Raw genomic sequence first — 14,898 nt, 5'->3', positions numbered from 1 at the left:
GCGTTCCTCAGTTCGGCGAGGGAAAAATGCCCTGCAGGGCGATACAGAAACTGAGCGTCAGGAAGGGTTGCATGTTGAGATGCGCCTGGCTGCCCCCGATACTGGACACGCTTCCCGCATTCAGTGCCGCCAGATTGTTGGCGGGGCCGTAAATATTTCCCGGGTCCTTCGCCAGGACGTTGCCCACATTTGAGAAATTCGGGTTGGTCGAGTTGCCCTGCGTGATGGACGCGTTCGCGACATGCGTATGTTGGGGCAGTTCGCCTATCGAAAGCGTATGCGCCTGCTCCCCACCCCGCTCGCCCAGTGTATGGCCGTTGCCGACATGGGTCGGAATACGGCCCCGAAAGTCAGGCAGGCCGAAGTTCACACGGCCATCACCGCCAAAAGTGGTGCCGAGCAGCGAGAAAAGGCCCTGGTTCTGATTGATTGGCAGAAGCTGGCCGTTGCACAGGGCCCAACCCTTCGGCGCGAACACGAATGACATGATTCTAATTTCGGAAAGAAATGGTTCCGCCATCGCCGCTACCTCGCCTGTCGGTAAGCACAGACAAGCCATATCGCAAGATAGTCTTGCGGCGCGGCATGTCAGTGCTTAAATTTTTCTGCTTGTTAGAAACAACTCGCCTCTTACGCTTATAGAACAACCGATTTTACTACTTTGCAAGCCGATTTTTAGCTTGCTCTACTGTACCCGATTTCGATAGAGATTCGGCCTCGATTCAAGGCAAAGGATTGGTCGTTGGCAATGGCGCGGTACCGGCCGAGAATGTCACCGTTCCAGAGATGCTGAACTTGGTCGGGTCGGTTGAGCCGTTGGCATTGTCCAATTCCGTGGCGGTGTTGCCGGCAGTCGGCGAATCCTGTGTCACCCTCACCGTACCGGCAAGCTGTCTAATGCGCATGAACTGGCCATTGCCGGCCTGCCCTGCCACGTTCGCAAACGAATTACCCTGAACATTGGCCCAGATGGTCGGGAATGGTCCGAAGCCTGGATCCTGGTTGTCCTGGATGGTGATCGCCCGGCTGCCGTTGATATGGTCGAACGTATTGTTGATGATGGTAACGTCGGTCTCGCCGCCGCCGGTGGCTTGACCACCAAGGCCGACATTGACGCTGATGCCGGGGGCAGTCGCGATCTGATAGATCTGATTGCCGTCGATCAGATACTTGCCGTTAATGGCGCCTTCGTTCTGGATGCTGATGCCGTTGCCGAGGGCCGAGCCGGAATTGGTGACCGCATTGTTGCCGATGATGTTGTTCTTGATCGTTCCGTTGACCGTTCTGTTGAAGGGCCCGTTGCCATTGTCGAAATGGTTGATGGCCGTCGACCGCTGCCCAATGAACGTATTGTTCTCGATGTCGAAGGTAAGCGAGGTCGCAGCCGGGTCGGTCGACACGTCGATGCCGGCATTGTTGTTGGTGAATGTCGCTCCCGACACGTTCACCGTCATGCTGGTGCCGCCGGAATTGGCGAACAGACCTGTGCCGGTGATCGTCGCAGGCGGAGAGGCGGCATTCCAATCTCCGGTGAAGCTGCCGCCCGTGACCGTGATCCCCATCGTGGACGTCCCCGTGCCAAGGAAGTTGACAAGGTTGCCATGGGGTGAACTGGCATTGCCGTTGATCGGCTGGCCATCGCTGGAGATCGTGTTGTTGGTGAACTGCAGGTTGGTCAACGTTCCAGACGAATTCGAGATCTGAATTTCGAACTCGTTGTTGTTGCTGATCACCGAATTGCTGATCGACGTCGCATGCGCGCCGTTCGAGGCCGTGCCGGTCAATTGCGTTATGTTGATGCCGGACTCGTCCGTCGCCGCATCATTGCCATTGCCGGAGATGTTAAGCCGGTTCAGCACGAACCCATTGATGCCCGAGCCGCCGATGCCGTCGCCCAGATTGTTGGTGAGGTTCATGTAGGCGAGACGGACATCCTGGGTCGACGCCAGGCTGATGCCGTCGCCGGTAGAATTCTGGATCGTGCCGCCCGAACCATTGTTCGCACCGCCGCCGTCGCCGATGACCGTCAGGCCGCCGCTGGCGCCGGTGTTGTTGAGCACGATGCCGTTGACGGCGCCGTTGGAAGAGATGCTCCGGAACGCCAGGCCCGAGGCACCGATCGTGGTGTTGGCGACGTTGAGCGCGGTCGCGGTGCCTGAATTGATGACGCTGCCCGTGCCGGTAGCGCTGACCGTGCCGCCGCCCGTGGCGCTGAAGCCGGCGACGTTGGTGCCGGTCAGCGTCAGGGTGTTGGTGAAGTTGATGGTCGAGCCGGTGTTGCTGGATAGCGCTATGCCGCCGCTCGAGCCGGTCGCCGAAACCGTGCCGCTGAAGGTCGCCGTACCGCCGGTACGGCCCGAAATGGCGACAACGTTGCCGGCGCTCGTCTTGGCGATCGAACCGCTATAGGTGATGGCCGCCGTGCCGCCGCTGACATTGAATGCCGTGCCAGAGGCGCCGCTCAGCGCGCCGGAGCCCAGGCCCACAGTGCCAGTGACATTGGTCAGGCTGACATTGCTGGTGCCGCCACCCGAGGTGGTCGAGGTGAAATTGATGCCGGCGGCGATGCCATTGAGGTTGACCGCCTGGGCGGCAGTCGCGCTGATCGAACCGGTGGTGACATTGACCGTGCCGCCATTGGTCGCGGTGAAGGCCGTGTTGGCGCCACTCGTCGTGATGGCGAGGTTGGCGAAGCTGATGGTCGAGGCCAGGCCCCCATTGTTGATCGACACGGCGGTGCCGGCGGCGTTGTAATTGACTGCGCCGGTGAAGCTCACCGTGTTTACTCCGGTCGCGCCGGAGATGGCGATACCGCTGCCACCAATGGTGGACGTGACCGTGCCGGCAAAACCGAAGCTGCCGCCGGAGCGGTTGGTGATGCTGACGGCGGTGCCGGCGAGGTTGGCGATCGAGCTCAAGTTATCGAAGCTGAACGCCGCATCGCCGCCGCCGACGGACATACCGCCGCCCCCCGAGAAGTCGACATTGCTGGCGGTGACCGTTCCAGAGGCAGCGCCGAACTTGATGCCCATCCCGGCCGCCCCTGTTGAGAAGAGCGAGAGATTGGTCAGCGTCGTCGTGCCGGTGGCGCCGGCGCCGAAGTCGATATCGGTGGCAGTGACGTTCCTGATCGTCATGTTTCTGATCGTGGCGCCCGATGTCGCGCCGCTGATGCCGATCGCGGCATTGGCAGCGCCGAGGCCATCGTTACCGTTGATGGTAAAGCCGTCGATGATGTTGCCACTGGCGCCGAGCGTGATGGCGGTGCTGCCGTCGGTCGTCGTCAGCGTGGTGGTGCCGCCGGGTGTCTGGTCGGCGATCGAGACGGTGTTGCTGGCGAGCTGGATGGTCGACGGCACCGTCAGCGCCAGATTGATGTTGCCGTTGTCGAAGCCGCGTACCTGCTCGTTGGCCTGCAGCACCAGCGTGTCGTCGCCATTGGTGCTCTGCGCGGTGATGACGCCTTGATCGTTGACCAAGACGATGACGTCGCTTGCGACAGCGTTGAATTCGGCGTCGGCCAGCGTCGCCAGGTTGCTCTGGTCACGGCCACTGCCGTCGCCGGTCGACGTCGCGCCGACGAAATAGACTTTGCCGAGGCCGAAGCCGAGGCCGGGGCTCGACTGGAAGTTGACGTCCCGGACGTTGTAGGTGCCGGCGATCGGCGCGCTGGAGGCGTCGATGCCGACATTGGCGCTGATGGTCGAAAGCTGGTCGGCCGCCGATTCGCCGTCGCCATAGATGAAGGCAAGGTCCGTCGTCGAGCTCAGGTAGACGCCGGTGTTGACGCCGGCAATGCTGGAGCTGGCGCCGCCGGCTACGGCGTCACCAAGCCGTACCGTCTGGCCGCCGGTAGCGCCGCGCAGGTCGACGCCGACCGATGTGCCGGCGGCGGCTGCGTTGGTGACGTCGAAGTCGTTGGCCGTGATCGCCGCGTTGATCGTCGCGCCATTGAGGTCGAAGGCGGTGCCCGTTGTGCTGTTCAGGCCGATATCGAGATCGTTGAAGGACAGCGCGGCGCCAAGCGTGCCGGAAACATCGACGCCGCGCGTGGTGATGCCTTGCAAATTGACCGTGCCAAGCGCGATGGCGCCGCCGCCGGACGGGGCGACGTTGTGCAGCACCATGCCGACTGACGCGCCATTGGCTGAAACGGAGCTGAAATTGATGCCGCCGGTGCCGACGGTCATGCCGTCGAGGCCGAACGCGGTGCCGCTGCCGGTGGAAATCGTGTTGCCCGCGCCGGTGACCGAGACCGTGCCGCCGGCGGTACCGCTGAAGCCGGTGCCGGACGTAGTGGTGATCGCCAATCCACCGGCGAAATTGACGGTGGCGCCGGTGTTGGCCACCAGGCCGACTGCCCTGTTGGCGCCGGTGGAGAGCGTCATGGCCCCGTTGAAATTGAACGTGCCGCCGGTGTTGGTGTGGACATTGATGCCGTTGTCGAAGCCGCCGGTGGCGCTGAGGTTGCCCGACAGCGTGACCGTGCCGCCGGCGACGCTGGAGATGTCGACGATATTGCCGGCGGTGGCCTTGGTGATCGTGCCGCCATAGCTGACGGTCGCGCCGCCGCCGCCGAGCAGGAACCCGACGCCCGCCGCACCGCTCAGCGCGCCGGAGCCGAGGTCGACCGTGCCGCTTACATTGGTCAGGCCGACATTGTTGGTGCCGCCGCCCGACGAGGTCGAATCGAGCGCGATGGTGGCGGCGACGCCCGAGAGGCTGATCGCCTGGCCGCCGGTGGAATTCACGGTCTCGGCGCCGCCGGTGGCGGCGATGGTCATCGCGCCGGCGGTGCCGGTGAGGGCGGTGCCGGTGGTGGTGTCTACGGTCAGCCCGCCGGTGAAGCCGGTCGTGCCGCCGCTCTGCGTAATGCCGGCGCCGCTTGTCGTGTCTATGTTGGCGAGGCCGCTGACATTGAGCGTGCCGCTGGCCCAGCCGATGCCGCCACCCAACGAGGTGAAATTGTTCACTGTCACCGTGTTGAAATTGAACGTGCCGGTGTTGGCGTTGATGGCGCTGATGCCAGTGCCCGACGTGCCGGTTACGGTGGTGGCACCGGTGACGGTGAAGGTGCCGGCGACGCCGGCGAAGATGATGCCGCTCGCGCCACCGGTGGCCGTGACGCTTCCTACCGTCATGTTGACGGTCAATGGGTCGAGATTGACCGCCGTGCCGTTGGTGGTGTCGACCGAGCCGCCGCTGCTGTTCAGCGTGAAATTGGTATTCGCGCCCTTCGTGTCGACCAGGAGACCGGTGCCGCCATTGCCGGCGACGGTGAAGGTGCCGAGATCGAGCGTGCCGCTGGTGTTGGTGAAGGCCAGGCCGTTGCCCTGGACGCGTGCGCCAGTCGTGCCGACATCGAGCGTGCCGACGCTGACCGTGCCGCCGGCTCCAGTGGAATCGAACGTAACGTTGTTGAAGGCAATGCCGCCTCCGGTGCCGCCGGTGACCGTATTGCCGGAGAAGGACCTGACGGCGATCGAGTTGCTTGCCGGGCCGATGTTCTGGCCGGCGAAGGACGCGGCCAGCGCGGCTCCGGTCGACTGCAGCGTGTTGCCATCGATCGAGAGGAGCAGCGTGTTGGCCGGCGCGCCGGTGGTGATGAAATCGAGCGCCCGGCCGCCGGCGGCGATGTCGTTGTCCCTGACGAAGAAACTGGAGGTGGCCGATGCGTTGCCGGAAATGCCGGCGCCGGTGCCGGTATTGCGGATGATGAGGTTCTGGATGCCGCCGGTGATCGTCCCGGCGCCCGATGTCGCCAGGTTGATGACCGAGGTGGCGTTGTTGGTCTGCAGGATGGGCCGCAGCGTATCGATGCCCGCCGGCGCCGAGACGACCGTCGAATTCTGCACCGTGGTGAAATGGAACGCGCTCGACGCGCCGGCGGCGGAAGAGACGCCGAGATCGGCAACGTCGATGGCGGCGTCGCCGCTCTTGAAGGCGAGCAGCACTTGCCCGTCGTCGAGGTTGAACGTGGTGCCGCTCATGTCGATCGTCGACTGGCTGCCGCCGGTGGTCTTGTCGATCAGCACGACGACATTGGCGGTGGACGCCTGGGCACCCGCATAGCTGCCCGGATTGGCGAGGCTGCCATCGCCGGTTCCACCCTCGACGACGTAGTAGACGTGGATCGTCGACAGGTTCGACGTGTCGCCGGTGAAGTTGACATCGTTGAAATTGTAGTCGCCCACCGTCGGCAAGGTGTCGGTGGCATGGATGACCTGGCCGCCGGTGGTCGCGATCGTCGATTCGGCCGGGCCCTGGCCGTCGCCGAACACCAGCTTGGCGTTGGTGGCGCTGGAGAACTGGACGCCATAGCCGACATTGCCGATGGTCGAGGTCTGGGCGCCGCCGGGATTGACCGTGTCGCCGAGCTGGATGATGCCGGTGCCGGTCGTGCCGGCCATGTCGATGCCGATCGTGCCGGCGAAGCTGCCGCCATCGACGTCGAAATCGCCCGCCGTGATGTTGCTGGTGCCGAGCGATGCGCCGTTGAGGTCGAAGCCGACCGCGTTCGCGGCGCCGAGGCCGACATTGATGCTGGTAGCGCTCAACGATGCGCCGAGGGTGCCGGAAATGTCGATGCCGCGAGAGGTGATGCCCTGCAGGTCTACCGCGCCTAGATTGAGCGTGCCGCCGCTGACATTGTTCAGCGCAATGCCGGTCGCGGCGCCATTGGCCGAGATGGAATCGAAGGCGATGCCGCCGGCGCCGATCGTCGCGCCGTCGAGGTTGAGCCCGGTGCCGGTCGTCGTGGTGATGGTGTTGCCGCTGCCGCTGACGCTGATCGTGCCCGCGCCGAAGGTGCTGGCCATGAAGCCGGTACCGCTCGAGGTGGTGATGGCCAGGCCGCCATTGGTGAAGGCCAGAGTGCCCGTGCCTTCGCCCGGCCCGATGCTGGGCGCCTTGACGATGGCACCGTTGGCGCCGCTGCTGGTGTTGAAGATCTTCGACGTGCCGGAGAAAGTGGCCGTTCCCTCGGACGATCCGTCAAACAGGACGCCGATGCCCGTGCCTGTATGATTGATCGTGCTCGAAATCGTGTAGACGCCGTTGGCGTTGCCGCTGAAGGTGAAGGCCGCTGTCCCCAGCGCCGCTGCCGCCGTGGTCGAGTTGACCGAACCGCTCATGTTGAGCACGGTCCAGTCGCCGCCGCCGGCCTGCAAGACGCTGCCGGTGTCGACCTTGATCGAGCCGTTGTAATTCACCGTAGCGTGGACGAGGTCGTTGCCGCCGTTGAGGGCGATGGCCGAACCGGTGGTGCTTGTCGTCTCCCCGATCTTGGCGATGCCGCCATTGCCGCCGACGTTGATGATCCCGCCCTGCAGGCCGGTCGTGACTATGCCGGCCTCGCCGCCATCGATGGCCAGGGTGGATCCCGCGGCATTGGCTATGTTTATGGTGCCGACTAGCGGTCCGCTGATGTCGAAGCCTCTGTGGCTGACGTCGAGATCGGTCGTGCCGGTGAAATTGACCACGCCGGTGCCGCTCAGGCCGCCCAGTGAAGCGCCGATGTAGCCGATATCCCGGAGCCCGCCAATGTTGACGTCGCCGGTAAGGACGGCGGCCTGCAGCAACACGCCGGCGGCATTGACTGTCGATACCGCCGCGACGCTGTCGAAGGTGATGCCGCCAGCGCCGACATTGGCGCCGAACACCACCAACCCGTCCGCGCCGGAATTGATCTTGTTGCCGCTGCCGGTGACCGTGACGGAGCCTGAAGTGAAATCGCCAAGCGCGGCGAAGCCCATGCCGCCTGTCGTCGTTATGTCCAGGCCGCCATTGGTGAAGGCGATGGCGGAGTTCGTGTTGGGGCTCGGCGTGCCGGACGGGTATCCACCGGGGAAGCCGATGTTGACGCCGTCGGTCGCGCCCGAGCTGATCCGCTTGGTGGTGCCCGAGAAGGTGATCGTGGCCGAATCGTTGCCGGCAATGAGGATGTTGCCGCCCGCCGCCGCGTTGCTGTCGGTAAGGTTGCCCGACAGCGTCACCGATCCGCCGGTCAGGCCCTGGATCGAAACGGCGGCACCCGCGCCGTTGGTGGCGATCGTGCCGCCATAGGTGATATCGGCGTTGCCGCCGCTCGCGGCGGTCGCCGAGCCGATATTGAACGACGTGCCCGTGCCGGTGTTGGCCAGCGAGCCAATGCCGAAGTCGGCCGTGCCGGCGAGATTCTGCAGGTCGATGCCGCTGCCGGAGCTGAATGTCGCGCTGGTCGCGGCCAGCGTGATGTTGGCGGTGATGCCGTCGAGCGCAATCGCCTGGCCGTTCGTGTTTGTCACGGTGCCGGTCGTGGTATTGACCGTGCCGCCACCAGTGGCGGTGAAGGCTGTCGCGCCCGATGTGGAAACATCCAGATCCGCGAAGCTGACAATGGAGCCGGTGTTGTTGGTGAGCGAGACGCCATTGCCGCCGATCGTCACCTGGTCGTTGAAATTGACCGCGCCGCCGGTGCGGCCGGTGATCGAGATGCCGCCGCCGGTCAGGGTGCCGGGGCCGGGCGTGACGAGATCCGGCAAGGCGCCGCGCAGGACGGAGATCGTGCCGGTGCCGCCGCTGACGTCGAGCAGCGTGCCGACGACGTCGATGTTGTTGTTGCCGATCGACAGGCTGCTGTCGAGGTTGGTGACCTCGAACGCCGTCAGGCCGACGCCGACATTGCGCACGGTGACGCCCTCGATGCTGACGCCGCCGACATTGTTGTAGCCGCCCGCCGCACCGTCGATGAAGAACACCGAGCTGCCGGCGCCGCCGCCGGTCAGGTCGAAGGTGGTGTCGCGCACACTGTTGTTGCCGAACAGCTGCAGCAGACCGCCGGGGCCGGTGACGACGCCGGCATCGCCGGTAATGGCCGAACCGCCGAGATTGCCGAGGTTGCCATGCACATTGGCCGGCTGGACGGTGCCCGCCGATACCGCATTGTGGTTGCCGAAGCCGGCGATCGACTGGTCGGCATCGAGGCTGAAGCTGCCGCCCAGCGCGGTGAGATCGACCGTGCCGACGAAGGCGAAGGTCCGCGTGCCGGCCAGGGCGTCGGCGGCCGCCACCGAAATCGTGTCGACGTCGGTGCTGAGGTTGCCGGCGGTGTGGGCTGATATGATGCCGCCGTTCTGCGACACCAGCGTGAGCGCGCCGGGCGCCGCCGCGAATTTGCCTTTGCCGGTGAAGGCGACATCGTCGAAATCGTAGTCGCCCGTCGCCGCGAGGCCCACCGTGTTGACGGTGAAATTGCCCACCGCCGCGGTGATCGTCGAGTTGCGGCCGTTGGCGTCGGCGAATTCGCCGTCGCCGAAGGTGAAGCTGGCGTTGGCGCTGGTCGCCGTCGTCTGGCCGGACGACAGGTCGACGCCGATGCCGGCGCCGGAGATCGACGACCCGGTCAGGAGGTTGATCGTGCGGTTGCCTGTTGTCGAGGACAGGTCGATGCCGCGCGAGCTCGCATTGTCGTTTCCGGTGATCGTCGTCAGGCCGAAATCGGCCGTCGTGGCCGAGCCGGAGAAGTCGATGGCGGTCTGGTTGGCGCCAGCGCCCAGGCCGCTGACGGTGGTCGTGCCGAAGGTGACATCGTTGTTGGTGCCGGAGAAATTGATGCCGGCCGTGCTGGCCGCGCCCATGGTCACATTGGTCGTGCCGAAGCTCACCCGGCCGGCATTGCCGGAAATGTCGATGCCGTTGCCGCCGGCGCCGGTGATCGTGACCGCGCCGAAGGCCGCGCTGGCGGTGCTGGTGACGCCCGCGACCGAAAGGCCGCTGCCGGCCGCATTGGTGACCGACAGCCCTCCGGTGGCGCTGAAGGTGGTGTTGGCGCCAAGTCCGCCGATCACCGCGCCGCCGCCGCCGGTCGCCGTCAGCGGACCGGTGAAGCTGATCGTGCCGTTGGTGGGCGCCGTTGCCGTTCCGATGGCGAGAAGGTCGCCGGTTCCGGTCGAGGTGATGCTGCCGCCGAATGCGACCAGGCCGCCGGTCGTGCCGTTGATCGCGACCGCGCTCGCGGCGCCGGCCTGGTTGATCGTACCGTCATAGGTGACGTTGGCCGTCGCGCCGATGATGGAAAAGGCGCCATTGCCGGCCCCCGAAAGCGAACTCCCGGCTCCGAAGGAAAAGGTTCCGCTCGACCCGTTCCGGATGGCGATGCCATAGCCGTTGACGCCGCTGATGTCGAGATCGTCGAAGCTGGCGGAGCCATCGAAATCATTGGCGAACAGCGCGACATTGCTGGCGTTGGCAATCTTGGTGTTGCCGGTGAAAGCGATGGCCGCGTTCGAATTGGCGAGCGCGATGCCGGTTTGACTCGCGGCCTGGACGGTCAGATTGTTGACGGCGATCGTGCCCGAGGCGCCGTCGAACAGGAGGCCGATTGTGCCGCCCAGGACCGTCACGCCGGTGCTGGTGAAGCCGTTGATCGACGCCGCGCCGTCGATCGCCACGGCGGAACTGCTGACGCTGAGATTCGAGGCGATGTTGCCGTTGGCGAGGACAATGGCGTTGCCGGCGCCGTTGTTGAGCGTGGCGCCGCCGAAGCCGGTGGGATCGCTCTGCGTCGCGCCGGTGACGACGTGCGTGCCGGTGACATTGGCGAGCGGCCCGCCCAGAGTGACGGTGCCGCCGTTGGCGAAGGAAAGCAGCGACTGGCCGTTGGCCAGCGTGAAGCCGTCGGCATCGGTGTCGGTGGTCTGCACCGCCGCCGTCTTGACCAGCACGAAGACCGTGTTTGCATTGCTGGTCAGGTCGTCGGCCGCGGCCGCATTGATCAGGTTGGCGGCGCTCGAGCCGTCGCCGGTGCCGGTGTCGGCGGACCCGACATAGACGACATTGGCGACGTCGAACAGTTGCGGTCCGACCAGGTTCGTGTCGTTGAAGGCATAGCTGCCGCTGCCGGGCAGCAGGCCGCGCATGTCGAGCGAGGCGGTGACGCCGGTGATCGACGCGCCGCCGGCAGCGCCGAACGAGAAGACCGTGTTGGCGGTGGTGCCGGCCGCGCCATTGGTGCCCATCTGCACGCCGGTGTCGACACCGGCGATGATGCCGCTGCCGATCGTCACCGAGCCGCCATTGGTGCCCGACAGGTCGATGCCGATCGAGGAGCCGCCGGAACTGCCGCTGATGTCGAGCGTGGCGGCGGTGAAGGTCGAGGTGCTGCCCGACAGATCGAGGCCGGTGGAGCAGTTGCACAGGCCGCTGATATCGATGTCGCCGAAGCTGATGATGCCGTTGCTGCCAACGACGTCGATGCCGCTTCCGAACGGCTGGTCGATGGTGACCGCGCCGCTGAACGAAATGGCGCCGGTGTTGTCTTCCAGCCAGATGCCGTCGCCGGGATCGGTCATGCTGACCGGCCCGCTGAAGGTGAGCGTGCCGGTATTGTTTGTGGCGAGAATGCCCTGGCTGTCGATATGGGCCAGGGTGACCGGCCCGCCGAATGTGACCGCGCCGGCGGAACCCTGGACGACGATGCCGACGCCGCCAGGTGCGGTGACATTCGAAATATCGACGGCGCCGAAATTGACATCGGCCGTGCCGCCGGCGATCGCTACGCCGCCCAGCAGGGTGTTGCTGACCGTCGTTGCGCCGGAAATGGCGAATTTTCCCGATACGCCGGCGAGGAGGGCGCCGAACAGGCCGCCGTCCTGCGTCAGGCTGGTCAGCGTCACGTCGAGATCGGCGCCTAATAGCGCGACGCCGCCGCCGCCGTTGCCGGAGATCGTACCGCCGGTGGTGGTGAACGTGCCGGCGGTGGAAGAGACGTTGACGCCGAGGCTTGAATTGCCGGATGCGTTCAGGGTCTGGAACGCGTAGTTTCCGTCGCCGTTGATGGCCAGGCCGCCGCCATTGCCCGAAAGCCCTGTCGTGCCGTTGAAGGCATAGGTCCCGTTGCCGTCGATGCGCAGGCCGGCGCCGCCATTGCCGGTCGCGGTCACGTTGTTGGCCGCGACGTTGCTGGCACCTTCGAACAGCAGCCCGTCCAGGCCCGCTCCGCTGACATTGACGCCGCTTATCGTCACGCCGGTGACGTTGTTGCCGTGGATGCCGTTGCCGCCGCCCGGATTGGCGTTCGAGACGTTGAAGTCGAGCAGCGAGGTGCCGTTGGCCAGCGTCACGGTGTCGGCGCCGGCCGAACTGGTCAGCGTCGCCGCGCCGCCGGCGTCCGAGATGGCGCTGGTGTGCGCGACATTGTCGCCGGTCACGTTGACCGGGATGCCGCCGAGCGAGAAGGTCCGCCCGTTGCCGAACGAGGCCAGCGTCTGCCCGGCGCTGAGCGAGAAGCCGTCGGCGTCGTCGATGGCCGTGCCGCGATTGACCAGCACGAAGATCGCCGTGCCGTCGGTGTTGGCATCGGCGGTGGCGATCGAGGCGAGGTCGAGCAGGGAGGAGCCGGTGCCCGAGCCGGTCGCCGTGGCGCCGACGAAGATCACATTCTGCACGTCGAACAGCTGCGGACCGCTGAAGGTGGTCGAGCCGAACGCGTAGTGACCAAGCGTCTGGTTCAGCCCGCGCGCGTCGAGCGAAGCGGTGACGCCGGCGATCGAACCGCCGCCGAAACTGAATTCGGCATTGGCCGAATGGGCCAGCGAGCCGGCCATGCCGAAGCGCACGCCGGTGTCGACGCCCGAAATGGAACCGCCATTGGTGATGATGATCGAGGCATCGCCGCTGGTGTCGGCGAGATCGATGCCGATGGTGCCGGCCGCACCGGTGCCGGTGATGTTGAGCGACCGCGCGGTGAAGTTCGTGTGGCTGCCGGAGAAGTCGAGGCCGGTGCCGACGCCGAGGCCGGAGATGACGATGTTGCCGGCGACCACCGCAGCATTGACGCCGGCAAACGAAATGCCGTCGCCGCCGGGTGCCGAGATGGCGACATCGCCGAAGCGGATCGTCGCCGGCGAATCCGAAATGGCGATCGCCGGTCCCGTCGTGTTGGAAATCGTCGTCGAACCGTTGACGGTGAAGCTGCCCGAGACATGGTCGAGCACGACACCCGACGTGCCGCCGGTCTGGCTGATCGAATCCAGCACCACATGGGTGGTGATCGGGTCGATGAAGACGGCCATGCCGCCATTGCCCGACACGGTGCCTCCGGTGGTGGTGAAGCTGCCGGCGATCGACGTGCCCTGCACGGTTATGCCGCGATCGGTGTTGTTCAGCGCATTGACGGTGGCGAAGATGTAGGTGCCCTGGCCTGATATATCGAGGCCGTCGTCGCCATTGCCTTGCAGCAATGTCGTGCCGGTGAAATTGTAAGTGCCGTTGTCTTCGATATGCAGGCCGTCGAGGCCGTTGCCGGTCGCGGTGAAACCGGACGCCTTGACGTTGGTCGAATTGCCGGTGAATGCGGCGCCGTTGCCGCCGGCGCCTGTCACCGTGACATTGGTCAGCGTCGTGCCGGTGGCGTTGTTGCCGAAGATGCCGTTGGCGCCGCCGGTGATGGTGATTCCGTTCAGCGTGTTGCCGGTGCCGAGCGTGATGACGTTGTTGGCGACATTGGTGCCCTGGATCGTGCCGTCGCTGCCACCCAGGTTGAAGGTGGCGGTGCCGCCGCCGGACAGTTTCGCGGTGACGCTTTCGCCGCCGCCGATCACGGTCTGGCCATTGGCAAGTGTCACGCCGGCAGTCGTCAGATTGCCATTGCCGCCCAGCGCAACGACAAAACCGCCGCTGCCGGCTTTGGTGACCGCGTCGTCCAGCGTCGTCGGGTCGGTCAGCGTGCCGGCGCCGGCCAGCCCGCCATCGGCGAAATAGAACTTGCCGAACGCCGCATTGGTGGCGGCGTTGATGGCGACGCGCGTCGTCGAGCCGCCGTTGACCTCCTGCGACTGGATCCTGACGCCGATATCGCCGCGCACGCGCTCGTTGACGCGCTTGCGCAGGCCTTCACTGACCGGATAGACCGGTTCGGCGCCGATGGCCGCGGTCTTGTCCGAACCGTGGCCGGGATTGAACGGGATGTTCAGCCGCACGCTGCCGGCGAACTGGGTGTCGTCGCGATTGTCGTTGCGGACCTCGCCGGCGAAGACCAGTTCGGTGCCGCTGCCGAAGACATCGCCGATCGTGTATTCGAACCCGGCCTTGGCGCCGGTGACGCTGCCGTCGTCGCCGTGCGGGTCCTCGAAATGGTAGCCGCCAATGTCGAGCCGCAGCGAGTGCTTGTCGGGCAGGTTGACCGGAACCTGGGCGCCGATCTCGCCTTCGATGCCCCAGGCCGCGTAGTCGCGGTGGTCGAGCACCGATATCCGTTCGATCAGCTGGTTCGAGACCATCGACAGGGTCGAGCTGGTCGAATGATCGGTCGAGTCGCCCTTGATCGGTACGAAGACGTTCACATGCGCGTCGAAGTTCGGCGTGATCGCCTCGACGCCCAGCGTGGCCGCGGCGAACTGCGTGCTGTCGTAGTTCTCGAGGTTTATATAGGCGTAGCCGCCGAGCATCAGGTCGGGATTGACGATGCGGCGAATGCCGAGGCCGATGTCCTGGCCGGAAGCATCCTTGAAATCGTGCTTGGCACGGACATCGAGGAACAGCACCGACTCGGCCGTCTGCTTGATCGGGATGAAGCCTTCGAGCGCGGCGTTGCCGCCATTGTTGTCGGCGCCGACGATGGCGCGGATCTGCGGCTGCCAGAGCCCGTCGGGGTCGGCATGGGCAACCACGCCCGAAAGGCCAAGCGCCAGCGTCGTCAGCGCCGTCGTTTTCCAGAGATGGCTCGCAATGCGCGAACGGCGATAGCCAGCGCGCACACGCAAAGCCTCCCCGCGCGCTACCATCCCACCAACCTGCCGAGACGTCTCGGTAGTTTCCATCCCTGGCGAGTCCCTTCAGGGACTACACGTCCCGCGTGTCAATTCTTACGCGAATTCTATTGTATAGCGAGTCCGGAAGGTTATGAGTGTTGTTGTCGAA

At 65.4% G+C, this 14,898-nt stretch carries 2 protein-coding genes; both read right to left on the bottom strand.

The annotated features are described in order from the left end of the window. Nucleotides 1–7: 7 nt before the first annotated feature. Entirely contained in the window at nucleotides 8–520 is a 513-nt protein-coding gene (locus FJ546_RS24125; protein WP_140891612.1) for a tail fiber protein, read from the bottom strand. A gap of 202 nt (nucleotides 521–722) precedes the next feature. Then, nucleotides 723–14,762: an S-layer family protein gene (locus FJ546_RS24120; RefSeq protein WP_181168065.1), complete on the bottom strand. Its 14,040-nt coding sequence runs from the start codon at nucleotides 14,760–14,762 to the stop codon at nucleotides 723–725. Nucleotides 14,763–14,898: the final 136 nt, after the last annotated feature.

The sequence above is a fragment of the Mesorhizobium sp. B2-4-19 genome, assembly GCF_006441315.1.
In the GTDB taxonomy this organism is placed as follows: domain Bacteria; phylum Pseudomonadota; class Alphaproteobacteria; order Rhizobiales; family Rhizobiaceae; genus Mesorhizobium.
Note: the sequence above shows the minus strand (reverse complement) of the source record. Positions and strands in the feature narration are given on the sequence as shown.